18 protein-coding genes and 1 tRNA gene are annotated in these 21,660 nt (G+C 63.2%); 5 read left to right on the forward strand and 14 right to left on the reverse strand.

The window, feature by feature from the left end; translation table 11 throughout:
• Positions 1-261 precede the first annotated feature (261 nt).
• Together GQB00_RS13970 and GQB00_RS13975 are read right to left on the reverse strand one after the other, a co-directional pair.
• Positions 262-338, reverse strand: a tRNA-Asp gene (locus GQB00_RS13970).
• Positions 339-529: 191 nt separating this feature from the next.
• Positions 530-1,567 carry an AraC family transcriptional regulator gene (locus tag GQB00_RS13975; protein ID WP_111497816.1) on the reverse strand — a complete coding sequence of 346 codons (1,038 nt, stop codon included), beginning with the start codon at positions 1,565-1,567 and terminating at the stop codon, positions 530-532.
• A gap of 403 nt (positions 1,568-1,970) precedes the next feature.
• Between GQB00_RS13975 and GQB00_RS13980 the strand changes: the two genes are divergently transcribed.
• Entirely contained in the window at positions 1,971-2,846 is an 876-nt protein-coding gene (locus GQB00_RS13980; RefSeq protein WP_165856790.1) for a MaoC/PaaZ C-terminal domain-containing protein, read from the forward strand.
• Positions 2,847-3,121: 275 nt separating this feature from the next.
• Here GQB00_RS13980 and GQB00_RS13985 read toward each other — a convergent pair whose 3' ends face one another.
• Genes GQB00_RS13985 through GQB00_RS13995 form a run of 3 tightly spaced genes read right to left on the reverse strand, consistent with a single transcriptional unit; the run spans position 3,122 to position 6,252 of the window.
• On the reverse strand, positions 3,122-4,693 hold the full coding sequence (locus GQB00_RS13985; protein ID WP_165856791.1) for a response regulator: 1,572 nt from the start codon (positions 4,691-4,693) through the stop codon (positions 3,122-3,124).
• Between the two features lie 45 nt (positions 4,694-4,738).
• Positions 4,739-5,365: a response regulator FixJ gene (gene fixJ / locus GQB00_RS13990; RefSeq protein WP_165856792.1), complete on the reverse strand. Its 627-nt coding sequence runs from the start codon at positions 5,363-5,365 to the stop codon at positions 4,739-4,741.
• Entirely contained in the window at positions 5,362-6,252 is an 891-nt protein-coding gene (locus tag GQB00_RS13995) for a M23 family metallopeptidase (RefSeq protein ID WP_228276814.1), read from the reverse strand. The genes fixJ and GQB00_RS13995 overlap by 4 nt, the downstream gene beginning before the upstream one ends.
• Positions 6,253-6,313: 61 nt before the next feature.
• On the opposite strand from GQB00_RS13995, the gene GQB00_RS14000 reads away from it, so the two are divergent.
• On the forward strand, positions 6,314-6,919 hold the full coding sequence (locus GQB00_RS14000; RefSeq protein WP_165856794.1) for an alpha-ketoglutarate-dependent dioxygenase AlkB family protein: 606 nt from the start codon (positions 6,314-6,316) through the stop codon (positions 6,917-6,919).
• Here GQB00_RS14000 and GQB00_RS14005 read toward each other — a convergent pair.
• Positions 6,907-9,333, reverse strand: coding sequence for a Lon protease family protein (locus tag GQB00_RS14005; RefSeq protein WP_111497822.1), 2,427 nt, complete (start codon positions 9,331-9,333; stop codon positions 6,907-6,909). The genes GQB00_RS14000 and GQB00_RS14005 overlap by 13 nt on opposite strands.
• Positions 9,334-9,539: 206 nt before the next feature.
• Between GQB00_RS14005 and GQB00_RS14010 the strand changes: the two genes are divergently transcribed.
• Together GQB00_RS14010 and GQB00_RS14015 are read left to right on the forward strand one after the other, a co-directional pair.
• Positions 9,540-9,848 carry a hypothetical protein gene (locus tag GQB00_RS14010; RefSeq protein ID WP_165856795.1) on the forward strand — a complete coding sequence of 103 codons (309 nt, stop codon included), beginning with the start codon at positions 9,540-9,542 and terminating at the stop codon, positions 9,846-9,848.
• Positions 9,849-9,884: 36 nt separating this feature from the next.
• On the forward strand, positions 9,885-10,262 hold the full coding sequence (locus GQB00_RS14015) for a PilZ domain-containing protein (RefSeq protein WP_165856796.1): 378 nt from the start codon (positions 9,885-9,887) through the stop codon (positions 10,260-10,262).
• Between the two features lies 1 nt (position 10,263).
• Here GQB00_RS14015 and GQB00_RS14020 read toward each other — a convergent pair whose 3' ends face one another.
• Positions 10,264-10,725, reverse strand: a complete 462-nt coding sequence (locus GQB00_RS14020) for a flavodoxin family protein (RefSeq protein WP_165856797.1) — start codon at positions 10,723-10,725, stop codon at positions 10,264-10,266.
• 202 nt (positions 10,726-10,927) lie between these two features.
• Between GQB00_RS14020 and GQB00_RS14025 the strand changes: the two genes are divergently transcribed.
• Entirely contained in the window at positions 10,928-11,989 is a 1,062-nt protein-coding gene (locus GQB00_RS14025) for a GGDEF domain-containing protein (protein WP_111497826.1), read from the forward strand.
• Between the two features lie 58 nt (positions 11,990-12,047).
• Here GQB00_RS14025 and GQB00_RS14030 read toward each other — a convergent pair whose 3' ends face one another.
• The 7 genes from GQB00_RS14030 to GQB00_RS14060 form a co-directional block, all read right to left on the reverse strand.
• A complete protein-coding gene (locus tag GQB00_RS14030; protein ID WP_207950796.1) occupies positions 12,048-13,640 on the reverse strand; it encodes a NosD domain-containing protein in 1,593 nt (530 codons plus the stop codon).
• Between the two features lie 241 nt (positions 13,641-13,881).
• The gene (recA, locus tag GQB00_RS14035) at positions 13,882-14,946 is read right to left on the reverse strand and encodes a recombinase RecA (RefSeq protein WP_111497827.1); all 1,065 of its coding nucleotides are present in this window, start codon (positions 14,944-14,946) and stop codon (positions 13,882-13,884) included.
• Positions 14,947-15,108: 162 nt separating this feature from the next.
• A complete protein-coding gene (pncC, locus tag GQB00_RS14040; protein WP_165856798.1) occupies positions 15,109-15,603 on the reverse strand; it encodes a nicotinamide-nucleotide amidase in 495 nt (164 codons plus the stop codon).
• 96 nt (positions 15,604-15,699) lie between these two features.
• Complete coding sequence (locus GQB00_RS14045; RefSeq protein ID WP_165856799.1) at positions 15,700-16,605, reverse strand: transglutaminase family protein; 906 nt, start codon at positions 16,603-16,605, stop codon at positions 15,700-15,702.
• 12 nt (positions 16,606-16,617) lie between these two features.
• The gene (locus GQB00_RS14050) at positions 16,618-19,098 is read right to left on the reverse strand and encodes a circularly permuted type 2 ATP-grasp protein (protein ID WP_165856800.1); all 2,481 of its coding nucleotides are present in this window, start codon (positions 19,096-19,098) and stop codon (positions 16,618-16,620) included.
• Positions 19,099-19,207: 109 nt separating this feature from the next.
• Entirely contained in the window at positions 19,208-20,140 is a 933-nt protein-coding gene (locus GQB00_RS14055) for an alpha-E domain-containing protein (protein ID WP_165856801.1), read from the reverse strand.
• Positions 20,141-20,143: 3 nt separating this feature from the next.
• Entirely contained in the window at positions 20,144-21,598 is a 1,455-nt protein-coding gene (locus GQB00_RS14060) for a circularly permuted type 2 ATP-grasp protein (protein ID WP_165856802.1), read from the reverse strand.
• Positions 21,599-21,660 lie beyond the last annotated feature (62 nt).

Here is a 21,660-nt window from a genome sequence, read left to right on the forward strand (position 1 = left end):
CGAGCGACCTCACATCTCAACGGCATCGTCGCCGTCGTCCTCATCCTCGAGCTCGTCAAAGTAGCGGTCGAGCAGCTCTTCTTCGTAATCAATCATGGCATTGTCTCCTGTACTGGCCGCCTAGAATGGAGGCGTGCGAAAACCAGAATACCGGGGAGAGTATGACCGGCGGATGACAACCAGATGACAGAACGGACTGGAACTGAAGAAGATCGTGAAAAAGAGAAAAGGGAAATCAGAGAAAAGCAGGGGAAGGAAAAATGGCGGAGCGGACGGGACTCGAACCCGCGACCCCCGGCGTGACAGGCCGGTATTCTAACCAGCTGAACTACCGCTCCGCGCTATTCGTTGACGCCGTTCAGTAGCGACAACGAGGGCGCATTATATAGAGGTCCTGTTTCATGTCAACGCTTTTGACCAAGGTTTCTGAAAATTTTTTGAAACGCCTTAAAAAAGACTGATTTTTAAACGATTTTTCGGGCATTGAGGGAAACGAACCGGCCCCACCCGACAGGCGGAGCCATACGGACTAGCCGGCCTGGGCGTCCAGGTAGACTTCCCGCCCCTGGGCGGTCTTGCGGTATTCGATCGGCGTCATCCCCGACCAGCGCTTGAATGCCCGGTAGAAGGTGGACGGTTCGGAAAAGCCGGTGAGGTAGACAATCTCATCGATGGACTCGTCGGTGGTGGCGAGCAACTGACGGGCCAGCCGGTAGCGGAAATCCGCCAGCACCTGGTTGAAGCTGGTTTCCGCCTCGGTAAGACGGGTGCGCAGCGTGCGCGGTTTGATATCCAGCCGTTCGGCCACCGAATCCAGGGTAACCTCGCCGCTGTCCAGCAGTTCGGCGATGATGCGCTCCACCTGCCCCACGATGTCCTTCTTCTCCAGACGCGCCACCTGCTCGCTGGCGAAACGTTCGTGCAACGCCAGCAGCTCGGGCTCGGCGTGGGGAGAGGCGTGTGCCAGCAGGCGCGCCGGAAAATACATCCGGTTCTCCTCGGCACCGAAGACCACCTCACAGCCAAGTACCTCGGCCACGTGATCCTCGCCGGCGTCACGCTGATGTTCGAATTCCACCCGGGAACACTCGAATCGGTCCTCGGTAATGGACTTGAAGAAGATGATCAGCCCCAGCACAAAGCATTCATTGAAGTGTTTGAGACGGCGCACCTCATCGGAGGCGGCGTCCAGAACCAGGCAGGCCTGCTCGCCGTCGATAAAGAACTCGTTGTTGGCGGCATCACTGAGCAGGCGCTGGTAGTTGAGAGCCCGGCGCAGGCCTTCGCCGAATGTAGGGCTGCTGAGGAAGAGATATTCCAGCACCTGGCCCTTGTAGGTGGGCAGGTTCTGGCCGAGGTGGAGACCGATATCCGGGTCGCCGGAGACCTCCTCGACGATCTGCCAGAAGAAGAGCTGTGCGTTGTGGGGCGTCCGGAGCTGGGCCGAATTCAGGTAGCTCTCATCGACCCCGAGGCGTCGGAGGATTTCGTCCGTGTCGACCCCTTTGCGTTTCATGGCCTGATAGATCAGACGCAACATCACACCCGCATCACGAAGTTCCTGCATGTTGATCCCGCTTATTGTTGTGGGAGCTCTTCATGGGCTCCTTTATTGTGGTACTGCGTTGGCCAGCTCGCCCCGGCGATTTGACGGGTGAGTCAATGTCCGCCGGGAACCGGTCTGAGACACTCAGCCACTCAGGGCGTGTCGCCTCCAGACCATCGCCGTCGCATCGACGGCCGGCCAACCCCCTCGAACTCTGGACAGTTGTACCAGATTTTAAGCCGAACCAGTAGCGCCGAACCGGGCGCCATGTGACGGGCGCCGGTCGGCCGGAGACGCCGGAAATTCCCCATCCTTTGGGGTCGGGATCAGACCGTCGCTCCGGACTGTGGCCCAATATGACTCATAATAGACCGAATACGCCCCACCACAAGGACGAACCAGCACACCGACGAGGTCGATCACCATGCCGGATGTCATTTCCTACACCCACCAGCCTCCCAACCTGTGGTCACTCTACGGCAAGGCGTTGCGCGCCGGTGGCTCTGGCGAGTCCGCGCCGGTCATTCCGCCGCTGCAGGCCGAACTGCTGGGGGTCACCAGCGACACCCACCGCCTCGAACGCTACGCCGCGGTGTGCGGTTTTCGCGGCGGCTCGCGCATGCCCCTGACCTGGCCGCACATACTGGCGTTCCCACTGCACCTGCGGTTGCTGACGGACCCGTCGTTTCCCCTGCCGCTGCTGGGACTGGTGCACCTGCGCAATCGCATCGAGCAGGTGCGCCCCATCGCTTGCGGTGAGCGCCTCGACATCCGCGTGCATCTCGACAACCAGGTGGCCACGGACAAGGGCATCGAGTTCGATCTGGTCACAGAAGCCAGCAGCGCGGGCCGCCGGATCTGGCGGGAAACCAGCACCAACCTGTACCGTCAGGCCAGGGGCGGGAACGAGGCAGCGGGCACCAAACCGAAACCGCCGGCGCCGGAAAGCTATCCCAACCATGCCACGATCACCGCCGGGGCGTCGCTGGGACGTCGCTATGGCCGGCTCTCCGGCGACCTCAACCCGATCCATATGCACGCGCTGTCCGCCAGGCTGTTCGGTTTCCCCAGGGCAATCGCCCATGGCATGTGGAGCAAGGCGCACTGCCTGGCGCTGCTGGAACGACAGCACGGCTGGCAGGACGGCCCTGTAACCGTCACAGCCAGCTTCAAGAAGCCGCTATTCCTGCCGGGCAAGGCGCAGCTCAACTGGGACGAAAAGAAGGATCACTGGGCCTACCAGCTATTGAACGAAAAAGGCGACGCGCCGCATCTGACGGGCGAGATTGTCTGGGGATAGAAAGAGAGGATCCGGGGGCGGACGATCTCATGCCGCAGAAGCTTGAGAAGGGGTTGCAAAACACCCGTATCCCCAAAGCACCGCGATAATCTCCCTCTCCCCTCGCGGGAGAGGGCCGGAGAAGACTACGCAGAGGGTCAGGCGCTCATGGTTGCCAGATGCCCCCTGGATCGGGGAAGGCCTCGGCCGTCCCATGGACGGCTCGGAAGCTGAAGCGTCCGCTACATGGCGAACGCCAGTACCCATGGGCTCAAAGCGGCCATTAGACCGCCGCCTTACTCAGACGCTTCTTCGACCGGCTGCTCCGCCGTCACCGGCGCCACCGGCAGCGTGAAGTAGAAGCGCGCACCGCCCTCTTCGGGACGCTCGAAGCCGATTTCGCCGCCCTGGGACTGGATCAGGCTGCGGCACAGCGCCAGTCCGATCCCCATGCCTTCCTGCTTGGTGGTGAAGAACGGGTGGAACAGCTTGTCCTCGGCGTCCTCCGGAAGCCCCACGCCACGGTCCAGCACTTCGATACGGACGTGCGACGCGTCGATCATCGACGCCCTGACATGAACCGGATCGGTGCTCCTGGCGCTGCGGGTGGCCTCCAACGCGTTGCGGATCAGGTTGAGCGCGACCTGCTGCACCTGGATGGGATCGGCCAGCACATCGGGAACATCGTCGTCGATGTCCAGCTCCACCGCCACCTGGTTGGTGCGGGCGTCGACCTCAGCGAACTGGCGGGTTTCCTCCAGCAGCGACGCCACGTTGATCACTTCCTTGCCGGTGGCCGGCTTCTTCACGAAGCTGCGAATACGCCGGATCACTTCGCTGGCGCGGTGCGCCTGGGCCTCGATTTTCTGCAGCGTCTGCTGGGCGAGATCCCGGTTGAGGTCGTCCGCAGCCAGAATACGGGCGGACACCCGCACGTAATTGGAAATCGCCGTCAGCGGCTGGTTCACCTCGTGGGCAAACCCCGCCGCCATCTCACCCATGGTGGACAGGCGCGAAGCATGGGCCAACTGGTCGCGCTGGGCGTCCACGGTTTCGCGGGCCTCGTCCAGGGCGCGCTCGTTTTCCAGCTCGGCGGAAATGTCGCGGAACACCACCACGGCACCCAGCACGTCGTCTTCCTCAAGCTTGGGGCTGGAGCGGTACTCCGCCGGGAAGGTATCGCCGTCGGGTCGATGCAGGGTGATGCCGCGCTGGTGTTCGGCCACACCCTCGCGGCAGGTGCCCATCACCGGCAGGGACCCGGCGTCGGCGACATCGCCGAAATGCAGTTCGAAGAAGTTGCGCCCCACCAGCTCCTGGGGCTCGACGCCCAACATGGCACCGGCGGCCGGGTTGGCAAAGATGATTTCGCCATCGCGGGTCAGGCCGTAGATGCCTTCGCTGATGGCATTGAGGATGCGGGCCTGGTCGCTTTCCAGCTGCCGGTTGCGTTCCTGCAGCTGGCGTTCGAGCTGGATGACACGGGCATGCGTGGCGACACGGGCAATGACTTCCTGAGCCTGGAAAGGTTTGGAGATGTAATCCGCACCGCCCAGGGAGAAACCCTTGACCTTGGCGTCAACGTCATCGAGCGCCGACAGGAAAACCACCGCACCATCGGCGGTGTCGGGATTGCCCTTGAGCCGCTGGCAGACTTCGTAGCCGTCCATACCGGGCATCATGATGTCCAGCAGGATCACTTCCGGCTGGTGGCGCTCGGCGAGGGCCAGGGCCTTTTCCCCCTCGTTGGCGATCAGCAGCCGATAACCGCGATCCTTCAGGGTCTCGTAGAGCACCTTGAGGTTCTGCGCATTGTCATCGACCAGCAGGATCGTGGCCTCGTCGCGCTCGCTCACAATGTCTGTCATATAGTCCGTGCCGACTCAGAATGAATGGCCATCTTGGCGTGGCTTTCAGGAAGCGTCGATACGGTCCTTTACGGACATGACCATACGTACCAGGTGCGCCAGGGAATGGGTGCCCATCTTGTGCATGACCCGGGAACGGTGGATCTCGACGGTGCGCTGGCTGATGTCCAGCTCGATGGCGATCACCTTGTTGGCCTGGCCGGCGATCATGCGATCCATGATCTCGGTCTCGCGCGGGGTGAGCATGTTGATGCGACGCATGATCTCCTGCTTCTGACCCAGGGTCTTGCGCTGTTCGCGGTCCTGTTCCAGGGCCTGTTCGATCTTCTTGAGCAGGTCCTCTTCACGGTACGGTTTCTGGATGAAATCCACCGCGCCCTGCTTCATGGCATCCACGGCCATGGGCACATCGCCGTGGCCGGTGACGAAGATGATGGGCAGGATCGAATTCTTTTCGTTGAGATGGCGCTGCAGTTCCATGCCGTCCATGCCGGGCATGCGGATATCCAGAACGATACAGCCGGCCATGTCCTCGTTGTAACTGCTGAGGAAGGCGTTGGCCGTGGCAAAGGTCTCCACTGCCTTGTCGGAGGACTTGAGCAACAGCTCAAGGGAGTCACGTACCGCTTCGTCGTCTTCGACTACAAAAACCGTCTCTGTATTCTCAGTCATGGATCCACCTTTGTCCCATCTCGTTGTTCTGCATCGTCCTCGTCGCGCTGGCTCAGAGCGGTCGCCGGCGGCGTGTGGCCGTCCACCAGGGGCGGCGCCACACTCACCGGGTCAACGCGAACATCGTACCAATTCATGCGCCAGTCGAGGTGTGGCCCGGTCGCCCGACCGGTGCGGCCCACCTCGCCGATTTTCTCGCCCTGCTCCACCGGCTGGCCCAGTCGGACCGACAGCCGGCTCATGTGCAGGAACGTCGAACTCACGCCGTAGCCGTGATCGATAATCACCGTGCCGCCGGAGAAAAACAGGTCCGGCTCGGCCAGGGTAACCGTGCCCGCCGCCGGTGCAAGGACCGGAGCGCCCTCGGGCGCCGCCACGTCCACCCCGAAATGCGGGCTCCGGGGCTTGCCGTTGTAGACGCGCTGGCTGCCGTAAACACCGGTGATCGGCCCCGATGCCGGCCAGATAAACGGCCCCAGGAAGTCCTGCCGATCGCTGTCCGCCTTGCGGGCACGGCGAACTTCCACCGCCTCGATGCGAATCCGCCCGGCCTTCAATGGCGACGGCGTCACCGTGCGCTGAGGGACACCGTCGACCCGCTGCACGCGATAGTCCCGACGGGTCAGGCTCAGGGCGCGCGAGCTTTGCGTGCCGGCTGGGCTCACGACTTTCAGCGCCTGCTCCAGCGCCGCGTCCCGGCCGAACCCGATCACAAAGTGGCCGTCGGCGGTGACACGCACAGGGCGCTCATTCAACCAGACCTGGCTGCCCGGTTCGACCTGGCCGTAAACCAGGCTGCCCTGGGTCAGCGGCCCGCTGAGGGTCACGGCTTCGTCTGCCCCGGCCAGAGCCGACCATGCAATGAGCGCCGCAACGAGCAACGTCATACTGTATCGTATAACCATAGCCTTTCCTGACCTGAATGTCCTCATAACGACAGGAATTTCGATGCGCTTGGCCCTTGAAAAAGAAGCTTTTTTCGACCTGCCCCCGTTCCAGGTCCGCCTCGTCCACGACGCCCTGCCCCGCGATCTGGCCCAGCGTCTGTGTCACGCCCTGCCCAAGACGCTGCCCTGGTACCAGGCGCGCCTGCAACTGTTTGGGCAGTGGCACTGGTCGCCACGGCTACAGGCCTGGATCGGTGACGATGACGCGCATTACCGCTATTCCGGTCACGACATGGCGCCGGAACCCTGGACGCCAGAGCTGGATCAGGTGCGTGAGCGTGTTGGCGACCTGGCCGGGCATCGCTTCAACAGCGTGCTGTGCAACTGGTACCGCGGTGGTCGCGACAGCATGGGCTGGCACAGCGACGACGAGCCGGAACTGGGGGCAGCGCCTGTGATCGCCTCGCTGTCGCTGGGTGAGGAGCGCCGCTTCCAGTTCCGCCGCAGCGGTGAACGCCGGCTGTTCACCAGCATCGACCTGCCCCACAATAGCTTGCTGATCATGCCGCCAGGCCTGCAATCGGCCTATCAGCACCAGATTCCCAAGACCCGGCGCGGCGGCGCCGACCGCTTCAACCTGACCTTCCGGCTGATTCAGCCCGCCTGATGCACGTGGGGGCCCGACTCGTGGCCCGCTTTCTTGTCGCCGCCTGACTCCTGGCGTTCGTGCTCGCGCATGTCGTCCAGCCGCTTCTGGATCACACCGAAGACCGACCTGGCCGGATAGCGCCCCTTGGCGTTGGCCTTGCCCGCGGGCATGCCCAGCAGCAGGCCAATCGCCTCTTCCGCACTACTAACAGCATAGATGGCAAATTCGCCGCGGCGTACCGCATCGAGGATTTCACTGTCGAGCATCAGGTTCTGGACGTTGGACGCCGGCAGGATCACGCCCTGGCTGCCGCTCAGCCCCTGGATCCGGCAGGTCTCGAAGAAGCCCTCGACTTTCTCGTTGGCGCCGCCAATGGGCTGAACCTCGCCAAACTGGTTCATCGAGCCGGTGATAGCCAGATCCTGGCGCACCGCCACGCCGGACAGGCTGGAGAGCAATGCGCAGAGTTCCGCCACCGAGGCGCTGTCGCCGTCCACTTCGCCGTAGTTCTGCTCGAAAGTCAGGCTGGCGGAGAGGTGCATCGGATCGTTCACGGCGAAGCGCGAAGCCAGCCATGAAGTGAGGATCATGACGCCCTTGGAGTGGATGTTGCCGCCCAGTTTGACGTCGCGCTCGATGTCGATGATGTCGCCGTCGCCGTAGTAGGAGGTCGCGGTGATCCGGTTGGGCATGCCGAACTCGAAACCACCGGTGGACAGCACCGACAGTGCGTTGACCTGCCCCACCCGGCTTCCGGCGGTCGACACCAGCGTGGTGCCGTCACGGATCGAGTCGAAATACTGATCGCGAATGCGGCTGCTGCGGTAACGCGCGCTGGCCAGGGCCTGCTCGATGTGAGTGGCGTGGATCATGCGGGCGCCGGCTTCCCGAGCCCAGTAGTCGGACTCGCGCAGCAGGTTGGCCACGTCCGCGGCGTGGAGGGACAGGCGCTGCTGATGATCGGCAATGCGCGAGCTGTATTCGATCACCCGCGCCACCGCCTTGTGGTCGCAGTGCAGCAGTTTTTTGTCCACCACCACGCTGGCGATGAACTTGGCGTACTGCAGTTCGGTCTCCGGCGTGCGGTGCATCTCGTTCTCGAAGTCCGCGGTGATGCGGAACAGCTCGGAGAACTCGGGATCGTACTCCTGCAGCAGCATCCAGGTTTCCCGGTCACCCAGCAGCACGATCTTCACGTCCAGGGGAATTGGCTCCGGTTCCAGGGAAATGGTGCCGGACAGGGTCAGTTCCCGCTCCAGGGAATTGATGTGCAGCGCCTTGGAGCGCAGCGCCCGCTTGAGGCCATCCCACACGAACGGCTGCTCCAGCACCTTGATGGCGTCCATCAGCAGATAGCCGCCGTTGGCCTTGTGCAGGCTGCCCGGGCGGATCAACGAGAAGTCGGTGAACACCGTTCCTTTATAGGTGACGTTCTCCACGTAGCCGAACAGGTTGTGGTAGGTGGGGTTGTCCTCTACCACCACCGGCGCCTCCTGGTCCTTGTGGTGAACCATCAGGTTGACCTGGTAGCGCCGGGGCATTTTCCGGTCGAGGGAGGCGTAGGCCATGGCCGCCTGGTCTTCGCTGTCCTCCAGGAAGATCTCCAGGTTGTCGGCCAGATCCTTACGCACACTCTCCAGGTAACTGACGATGTCCGGGTAGGTCTTGTACTTGGCCGCCAGCGCGTCGAGCTGGTGGCCGGTAATGCTTTCCAGGGTTTCCTCGTTCAGCGCCTGCTGCTTGTCCGTGTACTCCTGCTCCAGGTCCGCCACCTTGCGCAGGGCCGCCCGCAGCTTCTTCTCCAGCTTGTTGATGATGTCTTCGAATTCAGTGCGCTCGTCTTCAGTCAGCTCGGCGAAGCTTTCCTGGGTATGGGGTTCCTCACCGTTCATGGCGATCAGGCGATAGCCACCCGGCGTGCTGACCGTCAGGCTGACTTTCTTGCGCTTGGCCTGCTTGGCGACTTTTTCCAGCTCCTCTTCCTGGCGCTGGCCATAGTCGTTCTTCAGCTTTTCGGCGCGCTCCAGAAAGCTGTCTCCCTCGAAGGTCTGGGGAATCACCTGGGTCAGGCGCTGCATCAGGCGCTCCATGTCCTGCTTGAGCACCTGTCCTTCGCCCGCCGGCAAACGCAGTACCCGCGGCGAGCGGGGCTCCTCGAAGTTGGCCACGTAGCACCAGTCGTAGCTGTGGCCATCCTTGTCAGCGTGGTGCTGCAGATAGCGCAGCATCATGGTCAGCTTACCCAGACCGTTACGGCCCACCGCATAGACGTTATAGCCGCCATGGGGCATGGCCAGGGCAAAACGCACCGCTTCCTGGGCCCGGTTCTGGCCAACGATTTCCTCGAGGGGTTCAAGCTCGCGGGTGGTCCTGAAGGGGAAATGTTTGGAATCGCAGGTCTTGTACAGCTGTTTCAGAGGCAGTGACTTCAAGGCGCCGTCCTGTTCCGGGAAATAGAATCCTTTGCCGGGAACATGTTGCGACACATTCCCTGTTCGTTGTGGTTCCGAGCATTGTAGAAGGAGACCACCGCCCTGTCGCCACCTGCGGACGCAACTGTGAAATCTTGTTCAAGATTTACACAACCCGGCCGTTAAACCCTAAACTAGATGTATAGATGAAGTACTTCGCGAAGTGCTTGTCAGAGAGATTGGACGACATGGAAATCCACCGCAATTCACCGTACGGGCTCAGCACCCTCGACCGGGTGAAACGAACGAACCAGCAACGGACCGAAGCGTCCCATGAGGCGCCCACCGTACCGCTGAAAAAACCCGCCGACCGGCGCACGCAGCCGGACCGGCGGCGACAGCAGGAAGCCTTCGACGGCCCCGAGCGCCGACGACGGCGCAGTGGTCGACGGAGCCCATCGCTGCTCGACGCCAGGACCCGCCAGCCCGTCAACCCCGAAGACCGGCGCGGCGCACGGCTCGACACCAGCGTCTGAGGCCAGAACCAACAACAAGCAACGGATGTCAGGGCTATGCGCAGTACCACAACGAATCGCCGGATCAAGGCGCGCTTTGCGGCGCCCAGCCTGAGGGTGCACCTGATCGAGAAAGGGTTCCTGGGCCGCGAGAAAACCGCCCTGGACGTTCACTGCCTGGACATCAACCGCTACGGCCTGGCGGTGATTTCCGCACGCCCGTTGTCGCCCGGCACCCGCCTGTCCCTGGATTTTGCGGGCAAGTACATCAACGAATCCGGCGTCCCCGCGCAAATCACCAGCTGCCTGCCCTATCAGGCCGGCTACCGTCTCGGCATCCAGTTCCGCTACTGCTGCAGCCAGCAGGATTACACTCGCGCCATGGACAACGCCCTGTCCCGCATCGAGGGCTTCTATAACCGCCTGGCAGGCTGAATCAGATCAACCCGGCGTCCAGGCTGGCCGCGACGTACAGCCCCAACTCTTCACAGCGGGCCTCGAACGCCGCCTGGTATTCCCCCCGGCACAGCACCGGATCACAGACCTGGCGCCAGCGCAGGCCCGTGGTGATGGACTCGATAGCCCGATGCGTGCCGGTGCCGTCGTGCCCGGCGCGGATATAGAAGGCAAACGGGAGACCCTGGGTCTTTTCCAGGCAGGGGTAGTAGCTTCGGTCGAAGAAGTCCTTGAGCGCGCCGCTCATGTAGCCCAGGTTTTCGGTGGTGCCTAGAATAATGGCGTCACAGGCCAGCACATCGTCCGGCCCGGCTTCCAGCGGCGCCATCACGGTCACGGCCACGTTCTCGACATCCTCATGGCCGGCGCCCCGGGCAACGGCATCCCGCAGGGTGCGGGTGTTGGATGATGGCGCGTGGGCGACGATCAGCAGGCGTTTCATGAAGGCTCCCGGCATGGACGTAACTGGATTTCCGAGCCTGATACTGTGCCCCGGCACCGTTCTCGGTACAAGCCGGCCAAGACATCCTGTCGGTCGATGTTTGACCTTGTTTTACAGGCGATTCCCAGCGCCTGGGCTAGACTGATTCTTTTGCGCTGGGCGACCGCACAGTGCGGGGCAGACGATGGAAGCGTACCCCACGATGAACAATTCACCCCCTCTGGAAGAGCACGACCAACCCCATCGCCGCGCGGTTCTGGTGGCGCTGCTGTGGATCACGGCCGTCTCCGGCATTATTTTCGCCACCCTGAACGTCGGCGCCGGGAACGTCGCTGTGGCCGTCGCGGAAATCGTGATGGCGGTCTACTCCCTGTTCCTGCTGTGGGCCATCCGCGACACGGATCATCTGAACCGCTGGATGCTCGCCTACACCCTGCCCTTCTTCAGCACGATGATGTTCGCCCTGTTTGCCCCGCGCTCCACCGTCAGCGTCTTTGGCTGGGTGCTGCTGATCCCGATCCTGGCGCATCTGCTGCACGGCCGCCGTCTGGGGCTGGCGCTGTCGGTGATGTTTACCGCGATTGCCGGTGCGCTGTTCTTTCTCAAGTTCCGCCACTCGTCGGAGCTGATGCAGCCCATTCCGATCCTCAATATGGCGATCCTGACCCTCTGCGTCCTGACGTTTTCACACGTGTACGAGGTCAGCCGCGAGCGCTCGGAAAAACAGCTCCTGCGGCTGGCGCGCACCGATCCGCTGACCGGGCTGGCCAACCGTGCCATGTTCAGGGAGTACTTCGAACGGGAGAATCGACGCTCCCAACGCCGACTCACACCGCTGTCGCTGATTCTGTTCGACCTGGACTTCTTCAAGTCGGTCAACGATCGTTACGGCCATGAGGTGGGCGACCGCACCCTGGTGCAGATCGCCGCGCTGATCCGCAAACGGCTACGCCTGAGCGACCTGGCCTGCCGCCTGGGCGGGGAGGAATTCGGCATCCTGATGCCTGACACCACCGCGGCCCAGGCGCTGCAGGTGGCCGAGATGCTGCGCCAGACCCTGGCGGAGCGCCCGCTGGTGTTCGGCGACGTCACGCTGAGCCAGACGCTGAGTGCCGGTATCGCCGAAATCGGGCTGGACGGATCGACGGTGGAAGACCTGCTGGGCAAGGCCGACGAGCGGTTGTATGCGGCCAAAGGCCAGGGCCGCAACTGCGTGGTGGGGCCGGAATGGCTGGATGCGGAGCTGGCCTCCAGCACCGGTTGATGGCGACCGGCCGACACCCCAGGCGCTCGGCACCATACTTGGCCCGCGCAGGTAACCGCTACAGCGCAAGCGGCTCGCTTAGCATGGACGTCGCGCCATCGGGCGTTGTCGCGGTGGCGGTGACATTACGAACACCCTCCAACTGCTCCGCCGCCAGCGGGAAGCGGAACGTCGCCTTCCCATCATCGTTCAGTGCCACTCGGATAAAGCCCAGGTATGCCTCTGCCTCGGTCTCACCCGGCGTCCGGTTGGCAAACAGTTCCACGCGGTACAGGCTGTCAGACAGCCCAGCCAGTTCCCCCTCAATCTCTGCGGGTCCCTCATCGGGGACGTTCACCGCAAGCAATTCAGGCGCCTTCTGCCCCCGGTTTGGCGTTTCCTGGCAGCCTTCGGCCGGGCCATCCAGTGCGCAGATCCGATCGAGCTTGTCTGAATCGGTTTCGACACCTCCGCCGCGATTGCCCTCGAACTGGCCGTGCTCCAGCCCCGGGACGTTGAACACGATGGCCCCTTTCATCTGCGGCAGGCAGGAACCGCCAGCGTAGCAGCGCCGGATATCCTGCCCATTGTCGATCATGCGATTGGCACTGATGGTATTGATCGACGCGCCCAGCACGCGATGCGCGCCCATCTCACCCTCGGCCGGCGGCACTGGCTGGGGCCGAACCGCCACCGCCACCCGATTGCCGCGCAGGGTATTGCCGGCAACGATGTTTCCGGTACCGCTGAGGGTGACGCCCGACGACAACGCCGTGAAGGTGTTACCGGAGATGTAGTTGCGATTGCCCCAGTTAAGCTGCACACCATCGGACAGATGTTCGAAGTGGTTATTCACGACGATGTTGTCGTTGCCCCAGAGGATTTCCAGCCCCTGGGAAGGTTCGTTATTACGCTGATCCGAACTCGTCACCCGGTTGCCGGCAATCAGGTTGAACGCGGCTCCGCGAGTAGCTTCCATCGCATCGCCGTTATCGACGAAGGTGTTGTTGAGGATCTTGTTGTGAACGGTCGTGGTCGCGGTACTGTTGCCCTGGCCGTCGTCTCCGGTCAGCATCACCCCGGAACCGCCGATGTTATGGACAATGCGATTGTCGTGGATGAGGTTACCCGAGGCCCGGTTCACCAGCACGCCGATGCAGAAATTGCGAATCTCCAGCCCGTGTATTTCAACCGCGCGGGTATCCCGAAGGACGAGACCGGGCTTGCTGGTCGTGCGCACGTTCGTTCCGAACTGGCCGTCAACGGCCCCGGGGCAGTCCTGCGGATCGGTGCCTCCGATATAGTCGGCACCGTCAACCACGACATAGCGGCCGTCGCGATCATGGCTGACGTTATCGATAACAACCGGCCCCTTGATCGGCGGCAAGGCGGACTGCACCCGGATGACGTGGGGCCCGTCGCCAGTCACCGCCAACTCAATCCGGTACTGACCGGGATCGGCGTTGTTCTTCTGCAGGGCCCAGCGCAAGGTGCCCGGGCTTCCGTCGTCGGTGTAATTCGTTACCTTGAGAACCTCACCCGGCGCCGTTCCCGGCACAGCCACACCAGCCAGATCCGTCCCCGCCTGTGCCGGCAAGGCCAGTAAGGCCATCAGTGTCAGGCTGCCCAGCCGGGCGGCCCAATCCCGTGTCACACAACTCGCTGTCATCATCCAGTGAATCCTCCAATTCTTGCGGATACAGGGCCCGCCAGGCAGACCCCGCCGTTCACGACGTCACCAAACTACGGCAACCGTGTCGGGATTCCCATGAGACAGAGGTGGAAGCGCATCGATACAGCCCCGGCACGCCAGGAACGGACGGCGACTGGAATATCCGCCCTGAAACAAAAACACCCACCACAGCGTTGCCGCCATGGTGGGTGTTCCGGATTCCGCCAATCAGCTTGGGGAATTAAAGCAGTTCGCCGTTGGTGGTTTCGGCTTCGGCGCTTTCTTTTGCCGCTTTCTCTTTCTCTTCCTTGCTCTCCGGCTTGGGCATCAGCTTGTCGCGTACCTTGCCTTCGATCTCGGCGGCGATTTCAGCGTTCTCTTCCAGGAACTTGCAGGCGTTGGCCTTGCCCTGGCCAATCTTGTCGCCGTTGTAGCTGTACCAGGCGCCGGACTTGTCGACGAAGCCTTCCTTCACGCCCAGGTCCACGACCTCGGCCAGACGGTTGATGCCGCGACCGTACATGATCTGGAACTCGGCCTGCTTGAACGGCGGCGAGACCTTGTTCTTGACGACTTTGACGCGGGTCTCGTTGCCCACCACTTCGTCGCCTTCCTTGACCGAGCCGATACGGCGAATGTCCAGACGCACGGAAGAGTAGAACTTCAGCGCGTTGCCGCCGGTGGTGGTTTCCGGGCTGCCGAACATGACGCCGATCTTCATCCGGATCTGGTTGATGAAGACCATCATACAGTTGGCGTGCTTGACGTTGGCGGTCAGCTTGCGCAGAGCCTGGGACATCAGGCGCGCCTGCAGGCCAACGTGGGAGTCGCCCATTTCGCCTTCGATTTCCGCTTTCGGCGTCAGTGCGGCAACGGAGTCGACGATGATCACGTCGATGGCATTGGAGCGCACCAGCATGTCGGCGATTTCCAGCGCCTGCTCACCGGTGTCAGGCTGGGAGACCAGCAGCTCGTCCACGTCCACGCCCAGCTTCTCGGCGTAGACCGGGTCCAGCGCGTGCTCGGCATCGACGAAGGCGCAGGTCTTGCCCTGCTTCTGGGCCTCGGCGATGACCTGCAGGGTCAGCGTGGTTTTACCGGAGCTTTCCGGCCCGTAGATCTCGACAATCCGGCCATAAGGCAGACCGCCAATCCCCAGTGCCACATCCAGGCCCAGGGAGCCGGTGGAGACGGAGGGAATGGCTTCCCGGGGCTGGTCGCCCATTTTCATGACCGCGCCCTTGCCAAACTGGCGTTCAATCTGGCTCAGAGCCGCGCCCAACGCCTTCTTACGGTTATCTTCCATCGCTGCGAAAACCTCTATTTCCTGTGCCGCCTGACGGCGTGAACGAAATGATTCGGCCTGAGGCCCGCTGAGCCTCCGCTGTATATATGAACAGTATTAAAACACAACAGATAGACCGGGCCAAGTGTCGTATTTCCCGTAGTATCGGAGCGGTTCCGGAACTCAGGCCAAGTGCCCGTGAACCCGCTCCAGGGCGAACAGCACCGCCTGCCGGCGCACGGCGTCGCGGTCACCGTCGAAATGGCGGACCTCGCTGTGGGTGTCAGCGGCCGAACGCCCCCAGGCAAACCAGACCGTGCCCACCGGCTTGTCATCGGAACCGCCGCCCGGCCCGGCCACGCCGCTGATGGCGACCGCCACGCCGGCGCCGGTGGCCGCCAGGGCGCCGCTGACCATCTCCCGCACCACCGGATCACTGACCGCGCCATGCTCGGCCAGGGTGCTCTCGCGTACCCCCAGCAGCCCGGTCTTGGCAGCGTTGGAGTAGGTCACCAGCCCGCTGTCGACGTAGTCCGAGCTGCCGGCGCGGTCGGTCAGGCACTTGGCGACCCAGCCACCGGTGCAGCTCTCGGCCGTGGTCATCATCAAGCCCTGCGCGCGCAGGGTGTCCCCCAGCGCTGCGGCGGCAGTGGCCAGCGCATCGTCCGTTACGCTCATCGGGAAAACCTCCGGCGTGTGAAAGCCCTCATTCTTTCGATTGTGAGGGCCAACGTCTACCCCATCACGACGATCGATTTGGCATATCGAGGCGGATCAGGAGGTTGCACTGCGAGTCTCACGGCCGGCCAGGGGCATCACGTCCACTTCCACGTGGAGATCATGACGACCACCGCCACTCATCAGGCCCTTCAGCGGCACCACGTCGGCATAATCGCGGCCGTAGGCGACGGTGATGTGACGCTCGTCCGGCATCAGGTCGTTGGTCGGATCGAAATCCACCCAGCCCAGGGACGGGTCGAACACGCTGAACCAGGCGTGGGAGGCGTCCGCACCCACCAGACGCTGCTTCCCCGGCGGCGGCAGGGTTTCCAGATAGCCGCTAACGTAACCGGCCGGAATGCCCAGCGAGCGCAACGCGCTGATCGCCAGGTGGGCGAAGTCCTGGCAGACACCGCGACGCTCTTCCAGCACAGTCCGCACAGGCGTGGTCAGGGTGGTGAATTCCGGGTCGTAGGTGAACTCACTGAAGATCCGGTGGGTCAGCCGCCGCGCCCCTTCCAGCAACGGCAGGCCCCGCTCGAAGAGGTCCCGGGCAAAGGCCGCCAGCTCCGGATCGGTCGGCGCCATGCGCGTGCCCACCCGCAGCATCCGCGCCTGCAGCAGACGCGGGGAGTGGTCCTTTTCAAGCTGGTTCAGCGCGTCTTCCCAGGGCATCGAATGGCCCGGAGTGCCTTCCAGCCCGCGCGGCATCACCTCCACCTGACTGGTGACCTTCACGTCCATGCGATGGTGGATACTGTTGACGTGGAAGAAGGTATAGAGGTTGCCGAAATAATCCGGGTGACTGTAGAGGCTGCTGGGGGTGGGCGTGACCTCCAGAGAGCTGGACTCAACCTTCTGGTACAGCAGGCTGCGCGGCAGCAGACAGCCGCGATTGTAGCTGTTGGCGATGTCCTGCTCGTAGGTGTAGCGCGTCAGGTGCGTGATGCGGTATTTCATGGACTCGGCGCCTCAGACGTCATCGATGGGGCGCGGGATATCCGCGTGGTTGAAATAGGCCAGCGTGATCGCTTCCGACAGCTTGGTGAGCAGGTTGTTGATCCGCGTGAGCAGCTCATCCAGCTGTGACGAAGGCTCACCCTGCTCGCTGACCAGCGCTTCCAGATCCACCAGTTGCAGCAGCGACACCAGCTCCACCATGAGCCGCTGTTCGGCATTCAGCCCGGTCAGCGTGGAGTCCCGCTCGGGCAGCAGGCTGACCTGCCGTTTGAGCCGGGCGCACTGGTAACCCACCGAGCGCGGCGTACCCTCGTCCAGCAGCAACAGGTCGATGATCGCCACCGGGTGCAGCTCGGTGCGGTAGCGGCGGCGGTAGGTCATCAACGTATCCGCCATGCGCAGCACCGCTTCCATCAGGTTGCTGCCTGGCTGCGGGTATTTCACGAACACCTTGTGCAACAGCGCGGTGGTCTGCTGCGCGCGTTCGATGTGCTGGCCGATGTCCATGAAGCGCAGGGTCTGGGTGCGGCTCATGGTCTCGTTGTTGAGGCCATAGATGGCCGACTGCAGCAGGATGATCTCGTCCAGGGCGCGGTCCATGCGCGACACCGAGCCCCGCGCCGGGAACTGGTTGAGCGCATTTTGCAGCCGCTCCAGCACGTACCAGGTGTCCTCGCTGAAAAACTCCCGCACGGACTGGGCGTTCATGATCAGGGCCTGCAACACCGACAGTAACCCGTCCTTGCGCTCATACAGGAACAGGCTGGTGAGCTGGTGGGTCAGCTCGTCTTCCTGCTCGGTGGGCATGAACACGCCACCGTTGATGGTACAGGCGAACTCCACCAGAGGCGTCAGGGTGCGTACCTGCTCGTCCCGCGTCAGGGTCGAGATCAGCGGCAGCGCCGCGCGCATGGCGCGGCACGCTAGGTTAAGGCGTTCGCTGTAGCGGCCCAGCCAGAACAGGTGATCCGCCACCCGGCTGGGCAGCAGGCCGCTCTTGCGGGACAACCGCACCTTGGTCAGCGCGCTGTGCAGCAGACTCACCGAATCGCCGTCGGGACTCTGCAGCCAGACATCCTTGGCGGTGAAACGGGAGGTCAGTCCCAGTTGCAGTTGCAGCGCCTGTTCGTGACAGCGGGCCAGACCACCGGGCAGCACCTGGTCGTGCTTCGCCTGATGCAGAACAAAAGTCCGCAGAGACGCAAAACGACACTGCACCGACTGCTTCTGCCACACCGGCACGGTGCTCAGCGGCAGTATCCGGCGTGCCACGAAGCGCTGCGGATCGGCTTTGATGCGCTCTGCCAACGCGGCCCGCTCGCGCCGGCTGGCGTTGGCGAAACTGATGCGCTGGTCGGGCACCGCCAGGTCGTGGACGACCATGTCGATCAGCTCGTCGAGCACGATCTCGCAATGTTCCGGATCGCCGCACCAGTAGGCGGGCACCGACGGCAGCAACAGGTCTTCATCGAGTAAATGGCGGCAGAGCTTCTCCATAAAGGGCAGCAAGGCGCCGCTGTCCACCAGCCCGGCGCCGGGCGGATTGGCGCAGACCAGGTTGCCCTGGCGGATGGCCTGCAACAGACCGGGGCTACCGGCAATGTCGCTGTCCAGCTCCAGCGGGTCGCTGAGGTGGTCGGGCATATAGCGGATCAGGGCGTCGACGGGCTGCAAGCCGCTCAGGGTCTTGAGCCAGATGCGCCCCTCCCGGAACATCAGGTCGGCGCCGTGGACCAGCGCCAGGTCCAGGTAGTTGGCCAGGAACGCGTGTTCGAAATACTGGCTGTCGCGGTAGTTGCGGGTCAGCAGGCCAATCAGGGGTTCGCTGGCGTAGGGCGTCTGCGGCACCAGGGCGCGCTGAAAATCCTTGAAGAAGGCCGCCAGGTGGCGCTTGTCGAAATGCTGGGTCAGCTCCGGCACCACCTGGTTGATGGCCAGCCGGTTCTCCAGCACGTAGCCCATGCCGCCGGGAGATTGTGAACAGTCGCCGAACACGGTCATGCGGCCGTCCGCGTCCCGCCCCAGGTCGCAACCGAGGGTCACCAGCCAGTCCATGGCCTCCGGCAGCAGATCGTGACACGGCAGCAGGAAGCCGGCGTTGCGATAGATCAGCTCCGGCGGCAGGATGCCGTCGCGCAGCAATGTCTGCGGGCCGTACAGGTCCTTCAACACCCGCGACAGCAGCTCCCGGCGCTGGATCAGACCGGCTTCGATCGTGTGCCATTCCTGGAGATCGAACAGCCAGGGGAACAGGTCGAGCGTCCGGTTCTGCTGATGCTGGGGATCGAAGGTGGCGCCGTGTTCCCGCAGTTGATGCTGCAGGTCCGAGGACAACGCCCCCAATGCATCGCCGCCCTGCCCCATGAGCCACCCCAGCACGTCCGACCAGCCGGGCTGATCCCAGCGCGGCAGCCACTCGTCCCGCTCGGGCGAGGGACACGCATAGATTTGCCTCAGGGCGTCCAGAGACAGGGGCGCATCAAGTCGGGTCATGGTCGAACCTTGCAATGGTTAATGGCTCCGGCAACAACTGAGGCTGAACGCGCCTGCCATGGCCGGGGGCTCCCGCTGCGGTGGCCAACCGTCACGTCATCCCCGCGAATCAGGCGGCCGGAGCGTACAACGCCTCGTTGACCAGGGCCGCATGCAATGTGATCAGACCGGCCTGGACGTTGTCGATCAACTCGTGCATCTGCAGCGTCGAGAGCGTGTGCAGCGGTTCAGAGTCTAGCGCTTTGCGCAGACTTGCCAAGGCTTTCAGCACGGCATCGGCGTGCGGCAGCGTCTGCACCTCCCACTCGATCTTGTTCAGGCAGTAGGCCACCGAGCGGGGGAAAGCGCCGAACGTCAGCAGGAATTCGCTGACATCGGTCGTGCCCTCCTCCTCGGCATAGTAACGCCGGTAGGACTCGGAAGCCCCCAGCGCGTTGAGCAGCGAGCTCCACTGGAAATGCCGGCGCCCCTGGAGATCGTCGCTCGGCGTCAGTTGCTGCAGCACGAGGACGTCCATGATACGCGTCGTCATGTCCGCCCGCTCCAGGTGACGGCCGATATTGAACAGGCGGTAGGTGTCGTCCCGCAGCATGGTGCCGTCGGTCACCCCCACCACCGTCTGGCAACGCCGGATCACCTGCGCCATCATGCGGTAACGCTGGGCGCGGCTGGACGCCACCTTGCACTCGGATTGCACGAACAGGTGCAGGGAATTGATCTCCTCCCAGAAATCCCGGGGGATCACCTCCCGCACGCAGCGGGCGTTGGTGCGCATCTGGGCGCAGGAATGGCGCAGGGACGCGCTGCTGTCTTCCGCCGCGATCAGGTAGTGCATGACGCCCAGCTCGCTGGAGCTGCCCTCCTGGATAAAGCCCTTGGCGTCTTCTCCCAGCACGTCGATCAGCACCGGCCAACTGAAGCGGGTGTCCTCCGGCGAATCGATGAGCATGTGCGTGGTGGCGTTAAGCAGGCGCGCCGTATCGTCGATCCGCTCCAGGTAGCGCCCCATCCAGTATACGTTTTCGGCGACTCGTGCCAGCATGGTTCAGCTCCCGTGGTTGATGATCCAGGTGTCCTTGCTGCCGCCCCCCTGGGAGGAATTCACCACCAGGGAGCCCCGACGCAGCGCCACTCGGCTCAGGCCGCCATTGGTGCAGTAGACATCCTCGCCCTGCAAAATGAACGGGCGCAGATCCAGATGGCGCGGTTCCAGCCCCTCCTCGCACAGCGTGGGTGCCGTGGACAGGTTGAGCGTGGGCTGGGCGATGAAGTTGCGCGGGTTCTCGCGGATCAACGCGGCGCAACGGGCGCGTTCCTCCTCCGACGCGCGCGGGCCGATGAGAATGCCGTAGCCGCCGGACTCGTTGGCGGGTTTGACCACCAGCTTGTCGAGGTTGGCCAGCACGTGCTCGCGCTCCTTCTCGTCCATGCACAGATAGGTGGGCACGTTGTCGATCAGCGGCTCCTGCTTGAGGTAATAGCGGATGATCTCGGGCACGAAGGCGTAGACCACCTTGTCGTCCGCTACACCGGAACCGGGCGCGTTGGCGATGGCCACATTACCGGCACGCCAGGCCCCGATCAGACCGGGAATACCCAGTGCCGAGTCCTTGCGGAACACCTGCGGGTCGATGAAGGTGTCGTCGATGCGGCGGTAGATCACATCCACCCGCTGCGGCCCCCGCAAAGTGCGCAGGTAAACCACGTCGTTATCGACATAGAGATCGTTGTTCTGGGCCAGCGGGCAACCCATCTGCTGGGCCAGGTAGCTGTGTTCGAAATAGGCGGAATTATAGATACCCGGCGTCAGCACCACGATGCAGGGCGTCACGTCGTCCCGCGGCGAAAGCGACGCCAGCATGTTCCAGAGCTCCACCGGGTAGTCGTCCACCGGACCGATGGTGGATTCGGCAAACAGTTCCGGGAACACGCGCTTCATCACCGTGCGGTTCTCCAGCATGTACGAGACGCCGGACGGCACGCGCAGATTGTCCTCCAGTACCAGGAAGTTACCCTCGCCATCGCGCACCAGGTCGGTGCCACAGATGTTCGCCCAGACCTTGTAGGCCGGTTCGAAGCCCTGACATGGCGCAAGAAAGTTCTTGGATTTCAGCACCAGATCCGACGGCACCACCTTGTCTTTAAGAATCTTCTGCCCGTTATAGAGGTCGTTGATGAACAGGTTGAGCGCCTGCAACCGCTGTTTCAGGCCGTCGCTGGTGCGCTGCCAGTCGCTGGCGGAAATGGTGCGCGGCACCACGTCCAGGGGCCAGGCCCGGTCGATGTTCTCGCTGTCCGAATAGACGGTAAAGGAGATCCCCATGGCGGCAATGGTCCGGTCCAGCTCCGCCTGGCGGCGCACCAGCTCGTCCGGGCCGTTCTGCATGATGAACCGGGTGATGGCCAGTGCCTGGGGACGGGCGTAGCCGGAGGACTCCACCAGTTCGTCAAAACATTCCGGATAGGGCCGGTAAGGATCGAGTGCGATGGCTTCTGACATAACGGTCAGGCTCCCTGCTTGGGTCTGAGTGGTCTGGCATCGGGACAACGCTCCGTGCGTCT

It is taken from the genome of Marinobacter sp. JSM 1782161, assembly GCF_011421605.1.
Taxonomy (GTDB): domain Bacteria; phylum Pseudomonadota; class Gammaproteobacteria; order Pseudomonadales; family Oleiphilaceae; genus Marinobacter_A; species Marinobacter_A bohaiensis.